The organism is Phycisphaera sp. (assembly GCA_025916675.1).
Taxonomy (GTDB): Bacteria; Planctomycetota; Phycisphaerae; order Phycisphaerales; family UBA1924; genus JAHCJI01.
Genome location: CP098402.1, coordinates 688616 through 707841, shown reverse-complemented (window position 1 = coordinate 707841; position 19226 = coordinate 688616). Strand labels below are relative to the sequence as shown.

Sequence of the window (19226 nt, the reverse complement as noted above, 5' to 3'; positions counted from 1 at the left end):
CGACCTCCTGTAAAATCGTTCGTCGTTTCCGGCTGATTCGCGGGACGCTGGCCCCTGTCCGAATCACCCGGCGAGCGTCGGCCCATCCCTTCAGGGGCCGCTCGCTCTGTCACCGGACTTGTTGGGAAGCCGCCCCGCCGCATTTCACGCCAAACTCCCAAACCACCCCCATCCCGCCACAATTGGCAGGAAGCGGACCTTCATGAATCCCAATTAAGCCAATAGAGGACGCCGAGGCCGGTTTCTGAACCACGAACGCCGAAAGCGCGTCATAATGGAGGGGGGCGAGCGTTCCATCGCGCCCCGCCGAGCAAGAGGACTCAGGGGATTCGTGGATGCTGCATTCTGTCACCACAGACTTTATCGGGCGACTCAGAAACAACGACGAGGCCGCCTGGTTCGAGCTGTGGGAAACCTTCGGCCCGGTCGTTCGCACCCAGCTCACCCGCTGGGGCAAGGGCCGTATCGGCGTCGAGACCGTCCGCGACCTCTCCCAGGAGACCCTGGCCGCCCTGAGCGGCTCCATCGACCGCTACGACCCCAGCCGCGGGGCCCGGTTCAGCACGTGGCTGCTGGCCATCGCCAAGCACGTGCTGGGCGACGAGATCGACCGCCGCATGGCCCAGAAGCGGGGCTCGGGCAAGAAGGCCGTGGCCCTTGACGAACGCTGGGCCACCATGCCCTCGAGCGTCGGGGCCGACGCCGAGTATGAGGCCTCCGTCTTCCGGGCCAAGATCGAGGCCGCCCTGCGGGCCGTCGAGCACGAGGCCGAGTTTGTCGATTTTTCCATCTACCGCATGCGCGTCCTGGACGGATCCACCGGCCGCGACGTGGCCGCCCAGCTCGGTGTCAGCGAGCCGACCGTCAGCCGACGCCTGGCCAAGGTCCGAGACATGGTCCGCCTGCGATCCCGCGCGATGGTCCAGCAATTCAGCTTCACAGAGGACGAATTGGACGAAGCCGCGCGAAACGGGCTCGACCTCAATCCGACAAAGGCTGACGACGACCTGTTCGACGAGGCCATCGCCGAGATCTACCACCGGCAGGCCGAGCTCCGCCAGAAGGACGAACAGGCGGCGTTAGAAGGCTGACCGGAAACCTCCCCCCGGTCGGCTAGGAGGCCCCAGATGACCACCCCGTTGCTGCTGATCATTGCCATCCTGCTGCTCATCCCGGCGGCGGTCGTCATCATCGCCTTCCTCTTCAAGGGCTTCATCTTCATTATCAAGCAGGTGTTCACGTTCGTCTTCGGCATGATCGGCGACGTGCTGCGCCTCATCGGCATCCTCATCATGGTGCCCATCCTCAGCCTGCTGGTGGTCGCCAACATCATCATCGGCCGCTGGTCGGCCGCAGGGCACTTCGGCAAGGGCGTGGCCGGCGAGGTCCGCACGTTCGGCGCCGCCCTCTACCGTCTTGTCATCGGGCACCCCGCCCGGCTGTTCTGCCTCACTCCGCTGACCGAGGGGATCGAGCGCCGTTTGCCAGAAATGGTCGCGGCCGCGCCGGGCCCCGACAAGCCAAGCCGCCGCACAGGCGCGTTCGAGGGCTACCAGGTCACCGGCTCGCTGCCCGGCGGCGGCTCGGGCGGCAAGCTCTACCTGGCCACACCCGACGAGCGCAAGCGCGGCTCGTTCCTGCGCCAGGGCATCGGTGAGGTAGAGCAGGTCGTCATCAAGTCGTTCCACCTGCGCGAGGGCTCGAGCCTCCCGCAGATCGTCCGCGAGAGCCGCAGCCTCGAATCGGCCCGCAAGATGGGCCTCGTGCTCGAGCACCAGCTCACCGACGAGCGGTTCTTCTACGTCATGCGCTACGCGCCAGGCGAGTCGCTCACGCGCGTGACCCAGCAGATGCACGCCATGACCGGCGCCAAGGGCCTGAGCAAGCGCGACATGCGCACCGTGCTCGGATACTCGCGTGACCTGCTCGACACCCTGGCCGCCTACCACGCCGGCGGGCTGTGGCACAAGGACGTCAAGCCCGACAACATCATCGTCGACGGCGATCGCGCCCGCCTGGTCGACTTCGGGCTCATCACCCACCTCCGCTCGGCCATGACCCTGACCACCCACGGCACCGAGTACTTCCGCGACCCGGAGATGGTCCGCATGGCCCTCCGCGGCGTGAAGGTCAACGAGGTCGACGGCGAACGCTTCGACGTGTACGGCGCGGGAGCCGTGCTCTATTCAATGGTCGAGAACAGCTTCCCGGCCCACGGCGGGCTTAGCCGCATCAGCCAGCCGTGCCCCGAGGCCATCCGCTGGATCGTCCGCCGGTCCATGACCGACTACGACAAGCGCTACCGCTCGGCCGGTGAGATGCTCGCCGACGTGCAGCACGTGCTGGCCTCGCAAGACATGTTCGCCATCAAGCCCGCGGAACTGCCCAGCATGGGCGGCGGCTCGGCCGTCGCGTCGGCGATGGATGCCGATCAGGTCGACGATCCTCGTGCCGTCTCACCGGTCGCCCACCACGCGCCGCCGCCGCCGATGCCCGACGAGAAGGCCGACGCAAGTGCCAAGCCCAAGCCAGCGCACATCCGCGTGCTCAACTGGTGGTCGGGCAGCTTCACCGTCAGCAGCGACGACCCCAATCGCCCGATGGCCGACGTGCCGGTGAGCGTTGGCACACCCGCGCCCGCCTTCGTGCGGGCCAGCGCCCCGCCCATGCCCGGCAACACCAGCAAGCGCCGGGCCGGCGAGCAGGTCGCCGCCGCCCGCCAGCGCGCCCATGACCGCCGAAATCGCGCCCACGCGCGCCGCCGCGGCCTCACAAGCAAGGGCCACAAGTCCGGTGGTGCGCGCTTCGGCATCGGCCTGGCCATCATCCTCGTGGTGCTGCCCGCCGTCGCCGCCGCGCTCATCACGATCGGGTACACGACGAACGATCGCACACCCTACGAAGGAGGCCGGCGCGTCATCACCGCACCTCCAGCCCCCGACGCGCCCGACCACGCCCGTCGCTTCGAATCTCCCGCCGAACTCGCCGTCAAGCTCCGCCAGGCCGTCGGTCAGGCCACCAAGCACGGCATGGACGGCACGCTCCTGGTCATCCGCGACGCCACCGGCCTCTCGCTCGAAGAGCGCGCGATGCTCGAGCACCGCCTGGCCGCCCTGCGAGCCGCTGGTGTCAAGGTTCTCGACGCCCACAACGCCGACGAGGGTGAGCTCGAACACGTCACCGATCTGCTGGCCCACCTCCGTGCGGACCTGGGCATGGCAGACCCCCGGTCGGACCACGGTTCGAAGAAGCTCAAGGCCTGGGTCCACGAGCACCACGGCGTCGACGCGCTCTACTGGATCGCCGCCGACGAGCGGGACGCCACCATCGCCCATCCCCTGATGCGGGCCAAGGGCGACGCTGGCGAATCCATCCTCCGCGCTTTGCGTCAGCTTCCCTGATCGGGCTCGACGGCATCGACGGGCTTCGGCTGGGCCTCGGTGACCTTGGCCAGCGCCTTCTTGGCAATGAATCCGATTACGCCGAGCACGGCAAACGTGACCGCTAGTGCGATCACGATCTGCAGCGTGTCGCGCTTGAACAAGTCCACGAGATTGTCGCCCCGCTTGGCGCCCTCGGCGGCGAGCCACACCGCGGCAAACGTACGCGGGGCCATGCCGAGCGCCGTCCCGATGACATACGGCACGAGCCTGACACCCGAAGCCGCCATCGCCAGATTTGTGAGCGCAAAGGGCGAGTTCGGTGGCACGCGGAGGAGCGCCACGATAGCCGTCGTTCGCAGCATGCCGTGGCCTATGAGCGCATCGCGCACGGCTCTCGCCTTGGGATTTTCCTCGATCATGCGTTCAACACGCCGTCGCGACACGGTGCGTGCGATGGTGTAGCCCACGATCGACGCCCCGGCGAATCCGGCCCAAGCCGCCAGGAAGCCCACCACGGGCCCGAACGCCCATCCACCCAGCAACGCCTGCGAGTAGGTCGGCAGAGCCCCAAACCCCGCGCTGAACATAAAGATCACCGCGTACAGCACTATCCCCTCTGTCTGATGCGCTTGCAACCAATCCGAGATGTCCCCGATGTATGCGAGAAGCAGGAACCCGCCAAGTGGCGGCATCGCCGTCCACGCGAGTGCAAGAAACCCCGCCGGCCCCAGCCGCTTGAAGAACGCGAAAAGACCCTCCTTGGGCTTGTCGCCGGTTTGGGTCTCAACCGGTTCCGCGGCTCGGCTCTCGGGCTGTTCGGGCGTCGTCATGGCCCAGCGTACGCGACCCTGCCCCATCGTGATTGGGCCTACGCTCGATCGTTGATGAGAAACCCGCGCCCGACGGCCCACCGGCCGCCCGAGCGCCTTTCCAGCCCATCGGGCCGAGGTTCCCCCGTTCCATGTTGCCCAAGCCCCCTCCGCGTGAGCCCTCACTGGGATTCATCTACTCGCCGCCCTACCGCATCCAGGGCATCTCCATCGCCGGCGAGGCGACCGCCATCCAGGTGCCCGAGCTCGACGTGTGCTTCGACATGGGTGCCTGCCCACGGCCCATGCTCGCCAGCCCCATCTGCGCCCTCAGCCACGGCCACATGGACCACATCGGCGGGCTCGCGTACTACCTCAGCCAGCGGCAGTTCCAGGGCATGGGCACCGGCACGATCGTCTGCGACGCCCGCATCCAGGGCGACCTCCGGCAGATGCTTGAGGGCTACGTCGGCCTCGAACGCCAGCGCACGCCATACGAGCTCGTCCCGCTCGAAGACGGCCAGAGCCACCAACTCAAGCCCAATCACTTCCTCCGCGGCTTCCACACCGAGCACACGGCCCCCTCGATGGGCTATGTCGCCTACGAGCAGCGGACGAAGCTGAAGGAAGAGTACGTGGGCCTACCCCAGGAGAAGCTCGTCGAGCTCAAGAAGCGGGGCGAGGAGATCACCCGCAGCTTTGAGGTGCCCCTAGTGGCATACACAGGCGATACCCTACCAGGATCCCACCTGCTGCGGTCCGACATCCGGGCCGCCCGCGTGGTTATCGCCGAATGCACGTTCTTCGAGAAGGGCCACCACAAGCGTTCACGCATTGGCATGCACATGCACATCGACGACATCGTGCAGTGGTTACCCCTGCTCGAATGTCAGATGCTCGTCTTGGGCCACATCTCGCGCCGCACGCAATTGGGTGATGTCCGCCAAGCCCTCGAAGAACGCCTGGACGCCGAGCAGCTCGCGCGTGTACGCGTGCTGATGGACCACCGTGCGAACCGGCAGGAGTACGAACGCATCGTCGCGCAGTCGGAAGAAAAACAAGCAAGCAATTCTCAGCAGCCCACCGAGCAAGCCTGACGCACGCGCCAGAGCCAATTGTTCCGGCGCGGTGTACAACTCCGGTTGACACCGACTGGTAATTGTGGTATCTTGATCCCCGCGTCTGTTGGAGCGGTCGGAAGAACAAGACCATCCGCCTCCGTGAATACACTTGCGGCGATCGGCGGGGGTATGGTGTTCTGCGCCCGCCACGACAAGTTCACCCGCGCGGGACAGGGGGTCATGCATGGGCTTTGTTTCGGCGGCGAATTCGGGCAACGGCACACCAGAAGACCGTCAGGGCGCCCTGAGCCGCCGCGAGGCTACCGACCTCTGGGCCAAGGCCTTGGTCACCGTGCAGGCCGAGCACCCCACCCTCGTCCGCGTTTGGTTCGAGGAACTGGAACCGACATCCCTCGATTCGGGGTTGCTCGTCGTGCGATGCGCGAGCGAGGTGCAGCGCGACCACATGGACCGCGAGTGCAGCCGCCCGTTCACCGACGCCGCACGCATGGCCTCGGGCCAGTTCGTGAACGTCCGTTTCGTCGGCCCCACCGGCCAGGGCCCCCAGCCGGCCCGCATCGCCCGGCAACTGGCCATCAACGCCGACAACACCTTCGCCAACTTTATCGTGGGCCCGGGCAACCGTCTGGCCCACGCCGCCGCCCAGGCCGTCGCCGAAGAGCCCGGCCGCCGCTACAACCCGCTGTTCATCCACGGCGACGTCGGCCTGGGCAAGACCCACCTGCTCCAGTCCATCTGCATCCGCATCAAGGCCCAGCACCCCGACTGGACAATCGAGTACGTCTCGTGCGACGAGTTCACCAACCAGTTCATGGAATCGGTCCAGGCAGGCCGCATGAGCGACTTCCGAAACGAGTTCCGCCAGGTCAACATGCTCGTCATCGACGACGTCCACTTCCTGGCTAAGCGTGATCGCACGCAGGAAGAGTTCTTCCACACCTTCAACGCGCTCTACCAGACCAACCGCCAGATCGTGCTCAGCTCCGACGCGCCCCCCGAAGACATCCCCGACCTCGAAGACCGATTGGTCAGCCGCTTCAAATGGGGGCTGGTCACATCCGTAGAGGCGCCCGACTACGAGACCCGCATCGCCATCGTGCAGACCAAGGCCCGCCTGCGGGGGCTTGCTCTTGGCGAGGGCGTGGCCGAGCACGTGGCGGCCTGCATCGACACCAACATCCGCGAGCTCGAGGGCGCGATCACCAACCTCCAGATCCGCGCCTCGGTTGACGAACGCCAGGTTGACCTCCAACTCGCCCGCGAGACCATCCACGCTCCCGACCAAGTTGATGCCCCCACGAGTGCCACGATGCAGGCCGTCCTCGACGCCGCCATCGGCTTCTATGGCGTCAAGCTCAGCGACCTGCAGGCCAAGAAGAAGACCCGGTCCATCGCCCGCCCCAGGCAGGTGGTCATGTACCTCGCCCGCAAGCACACCCGCCACTCGCTCGAAGAGATCGGCGGTTATCTGGGTGGTCGCGACCACACCACGGTCATGCACGGGGCCAGCAAGATCGCCGAATTGCGCGACGCCGACCCGAATTTTGCCGCCGAACTCGACCGGCTGGAAACCCGCATCTCGGGCCGTACGCCGGCCCCAGGCCGGTCCTAGAGCCCGGTAGCGCGCTCGCGCACCAGAATAAATCCAAAATCACTCCTACTTCAGCGAGGTTCCACGCTCGCGAGGGATGCTTATCTAACGACTGCCGCCTTGGCGTCGAACGCGGGAAACACCGAGCTGGCGCCAATCCGGCGTACACCGAGAAAAGGGAGCATCACTATGCAAGCCAAACAACTCATCCTTGTCAGTGGTATGGCACTGGCCATGATCGCAACGACCGCCACCGCCCAGAGCCGCAACAACGACAATCGCCGTGACGGCGTCCAGCAAGATGGCCGGGACCGCCTCGGCGAAGCCAGCCGGGCTGCTCGGCAGGAAGGCCAACGCTCCACCGCCAACAACATCCTCACATCCCTCGAGGGCATCTGGAACGTCAACATCCAGGTCAACCGAACCCAGTGGGACGCCATGACCCGCTCACGGCTGGGCACCACTGATTCCGACCGCACCGGTTTGAACCGTGATCGCCTGGACTCAACCAACCCCGACCAGGGGACCGATCGCAACCCGCGTGAACGCGACATCGAGCGTGAGGGCACCGAGATTGATCGTCAAGATGGCACGCGCGAGCAAGATCGACGCGACCGTGAGAACATCCAGGAGCGCGGCGAGCGTGGCAGCGAGCGCGGCTCGGGCCAGATGAGTTCCGCCGACGGCATGGCCCGCTCGAACGCCATCCTGGGCGGCAATATCCTGCAAACCAAGAGCATCTTCGGTGCCGATGGAGCGACAACGCGTTCCACGACCGGCCGCACGCCCGACCGGCAGGATCGCGACGCCGGCAACAATCCCCAGCGGGATGCCGACCGTCAGGCCCAGGAGCGAGACGGCATGGGCCAAATGGACAACAGCAACCTCCAGAGCATGTCGTTCCTGGGGTATGACCAGAACAGCGACGAATACAACCTTGCCCTCATGACCGGCCAGAGCGGCACAATCCATAATTTTACTGGCAAATTCGACCGTTCGGACCGCCGCATCGTGTTTAAGAGCGTCGATTCGTCGCCCGTGTCCACCTCGACAACCGATCGTCGGTCGACCGACCGCAGTGGTACGACCACCAGCGGCACGCAGATGAAGGACATGACCATGGTGCTCCGGATGGATGGCAACGACACCTACACAGTTACCGCCTACAGCGGCTCGACCACCACAACTGGCACCACGGACCGTGGTACCGACCTGGGCGGCCAGCCCTCGCGCGGCGATGACCGCGGCACCAACAACCAGGACAGGGATCGCGGTGTCGGGGACCGCCAGGGTCAGGACGCCACCGGCTCCTCGCTCCCCGCCAACATCATCTACAAGGCGACCTACACCAAGGCCGATCGCAACATGCGTTCACAGCATGATCGCATGTTCGACGACCGCGAGCGTGAGGAGCGGACGGCCCGCTTGGACAAATCCGAGCAGGAACGCAACGAGCGCACCCCGCGCTAATCACACAAGACGCCCGGAACCATGAGGTCCCAGGCGTCGCACTCTGTGGTGCTCGGAGCGGAGCCATGGGGTCGGCTCTTCTCCCAGTCCCCGGCGACCACAACGTGTGTGGCGTCGGGGCTTTTCGTTCACCCGTTCGGGCTTACTCTTCGTCCTTCTGATGCCCCATCGAGCGTGGCATGTTGTCGAGCACCTTGTCGATCAGCCCGTACTTGATCATCTCCTCGTCGTCGAGCCAGAGGTTGCGATCGCAGTCTCGCTCGATCTTCTCGGTTGTCTGCCCGGTGGCATCGGAGTAGATCTGGTAGAGCCGCTCACGCAGGCGGATGATCTCTTTGGCTTCGATCTCAAGGTCGGTCGCCTGACCCTCCATGATGCCGCCGATGAGCGGCTGGTGCATCAGGTTGCGGCTGTTCCGCAGGCAGAACCGCTTGCCCTTCTCGCCGCTCGCGGCGATCACCGACCCCATGCTGGCGGCCTGGCCGATGATATACGTGCTCACCTGGGGCTGGATGAAGTTCATCGTGTCGATGATGCCAAGCCCGCTGGTCACGCTGCCACCCGGCGAGTTGACGTATAGGTGCACGTCGCTCTCGGGGTCCTCGTTGGCCAGGAACAGCAACTGGGCCACGATCAGGTTGGCCATGTCGTCGCCCACCGGCCCGCCCAGGAAGATGATCCTGTCCTTAAGCAGGCGCGAATAGATGTCGTACGACCGCTCGCCGCGGCCGGTCTTCTCGATGACGATGGGCACCAGGTAGTTCGATTCAACGCTCATGGGCGGGTGTCTCCGGCTGGGGGTGGTCTTCGACGTGCAAGGTGATGAAGTGGGCTCCAACGAACGCCGGCTTAGCCGCCGCCCTTCTTCGTGTGCTGGAGCACCTCGTCAACGATGCCGTAGGCCTTGGCCTCTTCGGCGCTGAAGTAACGGTCACGCTCGCTGTCCTTCTGAATGGTCTCCCAATCCTGGCCGGTGTGGTTCGCCAGGATCTCGTTCAGCGCCCGCTTGCTCTTGATGATCTGCTCGGCCTGCAGGCGGATGTCCTCGGCCTGGCCCGTGATGCCGCCGTAGGGCTGGTGGATCATCACCTTGGCGTGCGGCAGGATGTACCGTTTGCCCTTCTCGCCGGCGGTCAGCAGCACCGCGCCGCCCGAGTAGGCCCGCCCGATGCAGTACGTTGCCACGGGGCTGGAGAGGAACTGCATGGTGTCGTACAGCGCCAGCGTGTCGTCGACGGCCCCACCGGGGCTATTGATGTAGAAGTTGATCTGCTGGCCCCGCTTCTGGTCTTCGAGGTACAGCATCTGCATCATCACCCGGGCGGCCGAGGAGAAGTTGATCTCCCCGATCAGGAACACCACCCGGTTCTCGAGCAAGAGCTCGTCGATGGTCATCTCACGCGTGCGTTGGTAGGAAACAGCCGATGCGGGCATGGGCGGTCCTTCTCCTCTCTAGAAGCCGACTCTAAGGCCGACCCGAATCCTGGTAAAAACCGACCAAGCCGGGCCTGCGCCCTTCGGACGGATCTGGGGCATCCTCGCAAGCCTCTCATCGGCTCACAAGCGGCATGGCTGCAACCGGCAGGCCATCGGCCGCCGGGGCCTGGGGCGCCCGGGGCCTCGCCCCGGGTCGCCGCACACCCTGCCGGGGGCCATATCGGCTGGAAGGGGCGGCACGCTGTTCCCAATAATCCGCCGTTCTGGCAGGCACCGCGCCGGCCCAACTATTGGGATCTGGCGAACACCCGATCACGCGCTGCCGCGTGCCAATGGCCTTGGGCCGATCGCTTCCGTACACTCCCGCCCACTGCGGTCCCGGCGGGGAGCGCGGGGGTTCATGTAGCCAGCGGGCGTGCCCGCGGAGGGTTTGTTCATTGCCGACCGCCGTGATCAGCGACATGCACGGGAACGCCACCGCTCTCAAGGCGGTGCTCGCCGATATCGAGAGCAAGGGCGTCGACCGCATCGTCTGCCTGGGCGACATCGTGGGCTACGGCCCCGAGCCCCTGGCCTGCGTCGATCTCGTCCGAGAACGCTGCGCCTGGTCGCTCATGGGCAACCACGACTTCGCCGTCCTGTACGAACCCACGAACTTCAACCCCATGGCCGCCGGCTCGGCCTACTGGACACGCGAGCAGTTCGATGCCGAGCCCGACGAGGCCAAACGCACCGAGCGATACAACTTCCTGGGCCGCCTGCGTGTCCGCGTGGCCGACGCCGATTCGCCGCTGAAGGTCTCGCTGCTGGCCGTCCACGGCTCACCCCGCCGACCCATCAACGAATACATCTTCGACAAGGACGTCCGCGACGCCCCCGAGAAGCTCGAAGCCATCTTTGAACGTTTCGAGGGCGCCTGCATCGTCGGACACACCCACGTCCCCGGCGTCTTCACCGACGAGCCCGATTTTTATCCCCCCGACGAGTTGGGCGACGCGGGCTTCAAGTTCCGCGAGGGCGAGAAGATCATCATCAACGTGGGCTCGGTAGGCCAGCCCCGCGACGGCGACCCCCGGGCCTGCTACGCCATGCTCCACGAAGACCGCGTCGAGTTCCACCGCGTCGAGTACGACATCCAGGACACCGCCACCAAGATCAAGGCCATCGCAGCCATCGACGACTACCTCGGGGATCGCCTCTTCGGCGGACAGTAAACAACCCATGGCAGAACCCACCAAGAGCCTCGCTCGCATCTTCGTTCCGCTGGCCATCCTGGCCGCCGTAGGCCTGCTGGTCGCCTGGCCCATCATCAGCGGCAGCCAGAGCGCCAATCCGGGCAACAACCCAACCGCAAGCCAACCCGAAACGCCAGCCCAACAGCCGGGCGGGTCGCAAGATGAGCAACCCGGCGAACCCATCAGCGAGCCCATCAGCGAGCCCGAGCAACCCGCCGCCGGAGATGAGCCGCCCGTTCCGGCGGAAGACTCCGAATCCACGGACGAAGCCTCGCCCGATCCTGCCCCGCAGGACACGCCCGCATCTTTAGCAGCCGAATACCGGGTGCTGCCCGCCGGCGACGGCGGAACCGCCCCGACGTACGCGCGGGTCGGTGGCGTCGACCCAAACACCCACACCCTCGAACTCACCTTCTCGCCCCTCGGCGCGGGCATCCATCGCATCGAACTGGCCGGCTACAAGCGCCGGCTCGGTTCGGCCGATCCGGTTCCGGTACAACAAGAATGGACGCTCGCCACCACCGGTGGGACGGTGCGCATCGTGCCCTTTGCCGCCGTCGCCGTTGAGATCAACGGCGAGCGCGTCTCGGTCTACACCACCACCGACCTCGACGGCAACGCCCGGTACGCATGGACCCAGGTCGAGCCCGGCAGGTTCCAGGCCACCATCGCCGACGCCACCGGAACGCCCGTCGCCCGCCTCGAACGCCACTACCAATCAGAGGGCAAGTCCCACGACTTCACGCTCACCCAGAGCGCCGAGAACCTGACCGACCAGCCCCTCGACATCCGCTGGATCACCTTCGGCCCGGCCCAGCTCTACCAGGAAAGCCAGGGTTACGGCGGCGACAAGCGCCGCGTCCGCTTCGGGTACGTCGAGCCCGGCTCGCCCCACTTCGTCATCGGCGGCGACTACATGAAGACCATCGCCAACGTGTCGGGGCCACGCAACAAGCAGACCGGCCTCTACCCCGCGTCGATGGAACTCTGGCCCACGGCCGGCGTTTCAAGGAACGGGCACCAACTCGCCTGGGCGGGCCTGACGAATCGCTACTTCGGCGTCGCGGTCCACGGGGTGGCCCAGGGCCAGCCGACCCCGGACGTGGCCCCGCTGCTCACCCCGGTCGAACGCGTCTCTCGCGTGCTGCTGGATCCCAGTGCGAGGACCAACAGCCCGAACTATGTGCTAGGACTCGAACTCACCAGCCCGAAATACGAAGTCGCGCCGCGAACGCAACTGACCCACGCGCTGGGTATCTACAGCGGCCCGCTCTCGCGTGAACTCATCTCGGCCAACCCATCGGCAGACGCCGTGATGCTGCGGCAACTCGTGCAGTACACCTTCGGTGGCCCCTGCGCCGTCTGCACCTTCCCCTGGCTGGCCCACATCCTGGTGTGGCTGCTCAACAACATCCATGACTACCTGACCTTCGACTGGGCGCTGGCCATCATCGTGCTGGTGCTCATCGTGCGCACCGTGCTGCACCCGGTCACCAAGTGGAGCCAGATCCGCGTCCAGCGGTTCAGCCACCAGATGCAGGAGATGGCCCCCAAGCAGAAGAAGATCCAGGAAAAATTCAAGGGCGATCCCAAACGCATGCAGGCCGAGATGGCCAAGCTCTGGCGCGAGGAGGGCATCAACCCCGCCGGCATGCTGGGCTGCCTGCCCATGTTCCTCCAGACCCCGGTCTGGATCGCGCTCTACGCCTCGCTCTACTTCGCCATCGAGCTGCGCCACGAGCCGGCCTTCTTCGGCATCTTCCAGCACATCGGCGGCTGGCCCTTCCTGGCCGACCTCGCCCAGCCCGACAGCGCCATCACGCTGCCGGCGGCCTTGCAATTCCAGCTCCCGCTCATGGGGCTGATCACGTCGATCAACCTGCTCCCCCTCTTGCTGGGCGTGGTGTTCTTCATCCAGCAAAAGTACATGATGCCGCCACCGAGCGCCACCATGACGCCCGAGCAGAAGTCCCAGCAGAAGATGATGAAGATCATGATGGTCATCATGTTCCCGGTCTTCATGTATAACGCGCCCAGCGGGCTCTCGATCTACTTCATCGCCAACTCCACGCTGGGCATCATCGAGATGCGCTACATCCGTGCCCACATCAACAAGAACGACCTGCTCACCCCCAAGCAGCGCGACCCCGGCAAGAAGACCTTCATGCAACGCCTCATGGAACGCGCCCAGCAACGCCAGGAAATGATCCAGGCCGCCAGGGGCCAGGGGCCCGCCAAGGGCCCCACCAGCGGCGCCCTGGGTGCCCGCCGCAAGAAGACCGAGAACCGCCGCAAGGGCCGCCGCTAACCCAAAGCGATGGACACCAGCTCGACCATCGTCACACCGGCCACGCCCATGGCCCCCGGCGTGCGCGCCGTGGTGCGTCTCTCGGGCACGCACGCCTTCGACGGTATCGACAAGCTCGCAACCACCCCTATCGACCGCACACGCGGCGTCGGCCCGATCCGCCTGAGCCTGCCCATCGGCGAGCTTCCAACCCTCGCCGTCCGCCTGCCCGGCCCGGCCTCATACACCGGCGAGGACACGGTCGAACTCCTGCCACCCGGCTCGCCCACGCTCATCGCGGCCCTCGTGCGCGCATTGCTCGCGATTCCCAGCGTCCGCCATGCCGAGGCCGGCGAGTTCAGCGCCCGCGCGTACCTCAACGGTCGGCTGACTCTGCACCAGGCCGAGGGCGTCGCCGCCACTATTGCCGCCGTCACCGACCAGCAACTCGAAGCCTCCCACCGCCTCCTGACCGGCCAATCGGGCCAGCGCTACGCAACGCTCGTAGATGGATTGGCATCCACTCTCGCCCTCGTCGAGGCCGCCGCCGACTTCGCCGAAGAGGAGCACGTTGTTCCCATCAACGCCGGCGACTTGCGCAGCCGCCTGGCCACCATGCTCGACACGCTCGAAGCCGAACTCCAGGGCCGCCATGGTCGAGAGAACGCCGCCGCGCGCCCGCTGGTGGTCCTCGCCGGCGCGCCCAACGCGGGCAAGACCAGCCTCTTCAACGCCCTGCTCGGGCGCACCCGCGCGGTCATCTCGGAAACCGAACACGCCACCCGCGACGCCATCATCGAGCCGCTCACCCTCGACCACCCCACCATCGGCCGCATCGACTGCGACCTGGCCGACCTGCCCGGCGAGCCAGACCTGGCCGAACTCCCGCTCGACACCGACGAACAAGCAAGCGTGCGCGCCGTGATCGAGTCCACGTTGGAGCGCGCCGACGTGGTGCTGCTCTGTGATCCCAGCGGGAGCTTCGACTCGCCGGCCGCGGCCACCAATACCATCCGCCTGCGCACCAAGGCCGACACGATCGGCACCGAGGCACCGGGTGCCATCGCCGTCAGTGTGCGCACCGGGCTGAACCTCGATACGCTCCGCCTCGCGCTCGCCGAAGCCATCGATACGGCCCACCTGGATGCCAGCGCGGGCTTGCTCCCCCGCCACCACGCCCTGGCCTCGCGCGTGGCCGAGGCACTCACGCGTGCGGCAAGCGCCGTCGCGAACGACCCACCCCGAGGCCTCCCAATCGATAGCGAACTCGCTGCTGCCGAAATGCGGCTGGCTTTGGACGCCCTGGGCGAACTTGGCGGCCGCGTCTCGCCCGACGAGGTTCTCGGTCGCATCTTCGCCAGCTTCTGCGTCGGGAAATAGCCCGTAGCGACATCCTGGCACACCCGGGGCTCGCGCCCGAGCGCCGATCGGGTACACTCTCCTCCGAGATGACCACACAGGACACCATCCCCGTCCCAACCACCACCGACCCTGCCGTCGACCAGCTCCCGCCCTTCCGCGTGCTGCTGCACAACGACGATGAGCACGACATGCTCTACGTGGTCGAGAGCCTGGTGGATGTCACGCCCATCGCCTACAAGCCGGCCGCCCGCATCATGCTCGAGGCCCACATGCGTGGGGCCGCCCACGTGATGACCACCCACAAGGAACGGGCCGAGTTCTACCGCGACCGCCTGCGCTCGAAGGGCCTGGTGTCCACGATCGAGCCGGTGGACAACCCGTCCGAATAAGCACCCAAGCGTGCCGACTGCAACGGTCGGGCCATGTACGCCGCCGCGCGCCCTCGGGCGGTCATGTTTCACGCCCAACATCCCTCGCCCATCGGCGGTCCACGCCCGATGCCAGAACCGACGCGGCCACTCGACCGAGCCGCGCCGGAGGGTTGCGTCATGTCCAAGCCGATGGGCCAGATTCTGATCGACAAGGGCATCCTGAGCGAGACCCAGCGCGACCAGGTGCTCCGCGCCCAGCGTGGGACCAACCGCCCCTTCGGCGAGCTGGCCGAGAAGATGTTCGAGATCTCCCAGGACGAGATCGAAACCGTCTGGGCCGAGCAGTACAGCGCCATCGCCGAATGGGTCGACCCGGCCAACCTCGAGATCCCCAGCCACGTGCTGTGCGTGCTGTCGGGCCGCCAAGCCGCCCAGTTCGCGATGATTCCCATCCGCTACGCCGGCCGATCGCTGGTGCTGTGCACGACACGCGAGCAACTCCCGCGCGCCCTGCGATTCGCCTCGTCCACGTTCGGGGCCGAATGCACGCTGGCGCTCTGCGAGACCGAGCAACTGAGCGCGGGCCTGCGCAAGCATTACGACGTCGACGCCGCTGCGTGGGAGGCCCTCATGCGCCAGCTCGGCTCGGGCGAAGCCGCGTAATTCCTAATCCCCGGCGATCGTCATGATCGGCGGGTCGAGCGGCAGGATCTTCACCAGGTCCATGTACGCGCCGTGGTGCGCCTGCACCTCGGTGAGCGAGTCGCCACCGGTCTTGTCGAGGAACGCCCTGGCGATCTCGAACGCGACCACGTTCTCCATGACCACGCTGGCGGCCGACACCGCGCACACGTCGCTGCGCTCATAGTCGCTCTGCTGGGCTTCCTTCGTATTCAGGTCGACCGACGGCAACCCGCGGAGCAGCGTGGAAATCGGCTTCATCGCCCCGGTCACCACGACCGGCTGCCCGTTGGTCATGCCGCCCTCGACCCCGCCGGCGTTGTTGGTGTCTCGCACGAAGCCCATCGAGGGTCCGTCGACCTTGGCACGGTCGTAGCGGATCGGGTCGTGCACCTGCGAGCCCGGCAGTTCGGTCACGCGCCGGCCCATGCCCATCTCGACGCTCTTGAACGCCTGGATGCCCATGACCGCGTAGGCGATGCGTGCGTCGAGCTTCAGCCGCCAGTCGACGCAACTACCAAGCCCGGGCGGCACTCCGAACACGTGGGCCTCGCACAGCCCGCCGGCGGTGTCCTTGTCGACCTTGGCCTGGCGGATCACGTCGATCTGCTTCTTCGTCGCGTCGGCGTCCGGGCAGTACGTCTCGCTCGCGTTACGGGCCTTGATCAGTTCCTTGTGCTTGTCCGGTGTCACCACGGCTTCGGAAACGGCCGTGCCCACGCTGCGCACGAAGCCGAAGACCTCGATGTCGAACAGCTTGAGCAGCCCCCGCGCCAGTGCCCCCACCGCCACGCGGGCCGCCGTCTCGCGGGCGCTCGCCCGCTCGAGCGTGCCCCGGCAATCGGTCGTCAGCCACTTGAGCGAGCCGGCCAGGTCGGCGTGCCCGGGACGGGGCCGGTACACCGGCGGGGTCCGCTCGGCGTCGTCCATGCGTGAGTCCTTGTTGGCCACGCGCATGGCGATGGGCGAGCCCAGCGTCATGCCCATCCGCACGCCGCTGAGGAACTCGACCGTGTCGGTCTCGATCCGCTGCCGACCGCCGCGACCGTACCCGCCCTGGCGGCGAGACAGCTCCACGTTGATCGCGTCCTCATCGATCGGTACGCCCGCGGGCATGCCCGTGACGATCGTGATCATTCCGGGTCCGTGGCTCTCGCCGGCGGTCTGGTAGTCGAGGGTCGGCATGGGCGGATCGTATCCGCCATTACTCCTGGGGTGGCGTGCCGATGACCGAGAGCAGGTTACTGCGATCGTCGGTCCAGGCGCGGAAGCCCTCGGGCGCCATGGGCGGGCGCCAGAGCGTGCGCTGCCGCAGCGGCGTCAGGTCATCGGGCAACCGCGACAGCATCACCCAGGTGCTCGTGTATCGGCCGGTGCCCGTGTTTTCTTCGGGCACGCGCAGGTCGAAACGCATGGTGCTGTGCAGCCCCAAACGCTCGGCGGCTCGCGCCACCACGGGCTCCAGATTCAAGTACACATTGGAGATGTGCACCGCCAGCACGCCGCCGTCAGCCAGCCGATCGAGATATACCTCGAACGCCTCAAGTGTCAGCAAGTGGACCGGGATCGCGTCGGAGCTGAACGCGTCGAGCACGATCAGGTCGTACGGCTCGCCCTCGTGCGCCTCCATCAGCAATCGCCCGTCGCCCACGAAGTACTCGATCTCGTCGGCCCGGCTTTGGCTGACGAAGGTGAAGTACAACGGGTTGCGCGCGATCTCGACAACGGCCGGATCGATCTCGTACGCGTGGATGGTCATACCCGGCCGGCCGTACGCCGCCAGCGCTCCACTGCCCAGGCCGACCAGTGCAACGCGATCGAGCGCGTGGTGCTGCCGGGGCGCGGCCTGCCCATCGATGAACGCGAAAATGTCCGCGATGGGGCTCTGGTCGTGGTAATAGGCCAGCGGCACGGGCACGCCGCCGGTATCCACACGCTGCAGGCCGTGGGCGGTCGAGCCGTGGCGGAGCTGGTGGAGCGTCGCGATCGAACCATCACGCCATCGCGTCTGGACCTTCTCGACCATGTGGACACCAAAGAACGTGCGTTCGATGTGGATGACCTCGGCCGGGCCCTTCCAGAACGTCGCCGCCAGCAGCACGCCACCCACCGCCAGTGAGAACGACACCGGCCAGCTGTACACAACATACAAGGCCAGGGCGGGCAGTCCGACGGCCAGCCCCCGATCCCACCACTCGGCCGATGCGGCCAGCGGTTGCCGGCCCATCGCCCCGAGCAGCACGAGGATGGCCACGAACACCGCCACCACGGTGCCGCCCACGACGAGTTGGCCGGCGGGGGTGTCCAAACTCTTCGCGTTCTTGTCCTTCCACTTGGGCAGCCCGGGCAGTGCGAGCATGGCCAGGGCGATGGCGATCGGATACTCCAGCACGCGATCGAAAATCACCGGCGCCAGCAAGGCGTTGAATGCCCCGCCCAGCACGCCGCCAAGCGCGACGAGCAGGTAGAACTCGGTCAGCCGCCCGGCCTCGGGCCGCAGCGATGCGAGCCGCTGGTGGCAGAGCATCGCCGCCAACGCAAAGGCCGCGATGTGCGCCCCCGCCACGGCTGCCAACGGCTGCCGAGCGTGCAGCAGCATGGCGACGACGACACCGACGACCGCGATGGGCGCGAGCCGGCTGACCCAGCGATCGACACCGGGCTTGGTCACGCCGAACGCGATGATGAACGTGAGCAGATAGAGCGACAGCGGCACCACCCACAGCAACGGCGCGGCGGCCACGTCGGTGGTCAGGTGCTGGGTCACGCCAAGGAGCAGGCTCGAAGGGACCATCGCCAGGCCGACCCACGCCAAGCGGCGCAACCCGGTCACCGGTTCGGCGGGCGCCTCTTTCACGATTTCGCGCGGTGCTCGCGTACGACGGATAACGAGCGCGGAGCCGATGCCAAGCAACACCACCAGGGCGACGTACGCGATCGACCACCACGATCGCTGCTGGTCGAGGCTCAACAACGGCTCGGCGATGAACGGGTACGCCAACAGCCCGAGCAGGCTGCCCGCGTTGCTCGCGGCATAGAGCGGGTACGGGTCGGCCGCGAGTTTGTGGTCTGTGGTCGAGATCCAGCGTTGCAGCAGCGGCGAGACCGAGGACAGCACGAGGTACGGCGCGCCGATAGCCAGGGCCAACGCGAACATCACCCAGAGGGCGGGCGGGCCCTCGGCCGACCCAGCCGGCAGGGCAAGGGGCAGGGCTAGCACCGCCGCGGCGGCGAGCACCAGGTGGACGGCAATCGCAACCCGCGGCGCACGCCGGCCGAGCAAACCGAGAACGTGGGCACCTAGGTACCCAAGCAGCAAGCCGGCCTGGAAGAAGAGCATCGCAGCCGTCCAGACCGCCGGGCTGCCGCCGAGTTTTGGAAGCAGCATGCGCGCGAGCATCGGTTGCACGCAAAAGAGCAGTGCGGCGGCCAGGAAGATGGCGATGGTGTAGATCGGCAGCATCGGGCGTGCAACCCCTCCGGGGCCCGCATGGTACCGCCTACGGGCTCGCGGGCCG

Annotated in this window: 15 protein-coding genes; 10 read left to right on the top strand and 5 right to left on the bottom strand. The window is 66.7% G+C overall.

Features of this window, described 5'->3' with window-relative positions:
• Window positions 1–335: 335 nt before the first annotated feature.
• Window positions 336–1091, top strand: a complete 756-nt coding sequence (locus NCW75_03120; protein UYV13283.1) for a sigma-70 family RNA polymerase sigma factor — start codon at window positions 336–338, stop codon at window positions 1089–1091.
• A 399-nt stretch (window positions 1092–1490) separates the two neighbouring features.
• Window positions 1491–3401 carry a hypothetical protein gene (locus NCW75_03115; protein ID UYV14218.1) on the top strand — a complete coding sequence of 637 codons (1911 nt, stop codon included), beginning with the start codon at window positions 1491–1493 and terminating at the stop codon, window positions 3399–3401.
• Here NCW75_03115 and NCW75_03110 read toward each other — a convergent pair.
• On the bottom strand, window positions 3389–4213 hold the full coding sequence (locus tag NCW75_03110; GenBank protein ID UYV13282.1) for a VTT domain-containing protein: 825 nt from the start codon (window positions 4211–4213) through the stop codon (window positions 3389–3391). The genes NCW75_03115 and NCW75_03110 overlap by 13 nt on opposite strands.
• 131 nt (window positions 4214–4344) lie before the next feature.
• Between NCW75_03110 and NCW75_03105 the strand changes: the two genes are divergently transcribed.
• The 3 genes from NCW75_03105 (at window position 4345) to NCW75_03095 (ending at window position 8335) form a co-directional block, all read left to right on the top strand.
• On the top strand, window positions 4345–5289 hold the full coding sequence (locus NCW75_03105; protein ID UYV13281.1) for an MBL fold metallo-hydrolase: 945 nt from the start codon (window positions 4345–4347) through the stop codon (window positions 5287–5289).
• 208 nt (window positions 5290–5497) lie between these two features.
• Complete coding sequence (gene dnaA, locus NCW75_03100) at window positions 5498–6886, top strand: chromosomal replication initiator protein DnaA (protein UYV13280.1); 1389 nt, start codon at window positions 5498–5500, stop codon at window positions 6884–6886.
• Window positions 6887–7054: 168 nt separating this feature from the next.
• Window positions 7055–8335 (top strand): hypothetical protein, encoded by a 1281-nt coding sequence (locus tag NCW75_03095; protein ID UYV13279.1) that lies wholly within the window; start codon window positions 7055–7057, stop codon window positions 8333–8335.
• A 142-nt stretch (window positions 8336–8477) separates the two neighbouring features.
• On the opposite strand, the gene NCW75_03090 is transcribed toward NCW75_03095, so the two are convergent.
• A complete protein-coding gene (locus NCW75_03090; protein UYV13278.1) occupies window positions 8478–9113 on the bottom strand; it encodes an ATP-dependent Clp protease proteolytic subunit in 636 nt (211 codons plus the stop codon).
• Window positions 9114–9184: 71 nt separating this feature from the next.
• A complete protein-coding gene (locus tag NCW75_03085; protein ID UYV13277.1) occupies window positions 9185–9769 on the bottom strand; it encodes an ATP-dependent Clp protease proteolytic subunit in 585 nt (194 codons plus the stop codon).
• Between the two features lie 440 nt (window positions 9770–10209).
• On the opposite strand from NCW75_03085, the gene NCW75_03080 reads away from it, so the two are divergent.
• The 5 genes from NCW75_03080 (at window position 10210) to NCW75_03060 (ending at window position 15690) form a co-directional block, all read left to right on the top strand.
• Window positions 10210–10986 (top strand): metallophosphoesterase family protein, encoded by a 777-nt coding sequence (locus NCW75_03080; protein UYV13276.1) that lies wholly within the window; start codon window positions 10210–10212, stop codon window positions 10984–10986.
• A 7-nt stretch (window positions 10987–10993) separates the two neighbouring features.
• Window positions 10994–13315, top strand: a complete 2322-nt coding sequence (gene yidC, locus NCW75_03075) for a membrane protein insertase YidC (GenBank protein ID UYV13275.1) — start codon at window positions 10994–10996, stop codon at window positions 13313–13315.
• Window positions 13316–13324: 9 nt separating this feature from the next.
• Window positions 13325–14674, top strand: a complete 1350-nt coding sequence (locus NCW75_03070) for a 50S ribosome-binding GTPase (protein ID UYV13274.1) — start codon at window positions 13325–13327, stop codon at window positions 14672–14674.
• Window positions 14675–14742: 68 nt separating this feature from the next.
• On the top strand, window positions 14743–15045 hold the full coding sequence (locus NCW75_03065) for an ATP-dependent Clp protease adaptor ClpS (GenBank protein ID UYV13273.1): 303 nt from the start codon (window positions 14743–14745) through the stop codon (window positions 15043–15045).
• Between the two features lie 159 nt (window positions 15046–15204).
• A complete protein-coding gene (locus NCW75_03060) occupies window positions 15205–15690 on the top strand; it encodes a hypothetical protein (GenBank protein UYV13272.1) in 486 nt (161 codons plus the stop codon).
• A gap of 3 nt (window positions 15691–15693) precedes the next feature.
• Here the strand turns inward: NCW75_03060 and aroC are convergent, their stop codons facing one another.
• Together aroC and NCW75_03050 are read right to left on the bottom strand one after the other, a co-directional pair.
• Entirely contained in the window at window positions 15694–16893 is a 1200-nt protein-coding gene (aroC, locus tag NCW75_03055) for a chorismate synthase (protein ID UYV13271.1), read from the bottom strand.
• A 19-nt stretch (window positions 16894–16912) separates the two neighbouring features.
• Window positions 16913–19171 carry a fused MFS/spermidine synthase gene (locus NCW75_03050; protein ID UYV13270.1) on the bottom strand — a complete coding sequence of 753 codons (2259 nt, stop codon included), beginning with the start codon at window positions 19169–19171 and terminating at the stop codon, window positions 16913–16915.
• Window positions 19172–19226 lie beyond the last annotated feature (55 nt).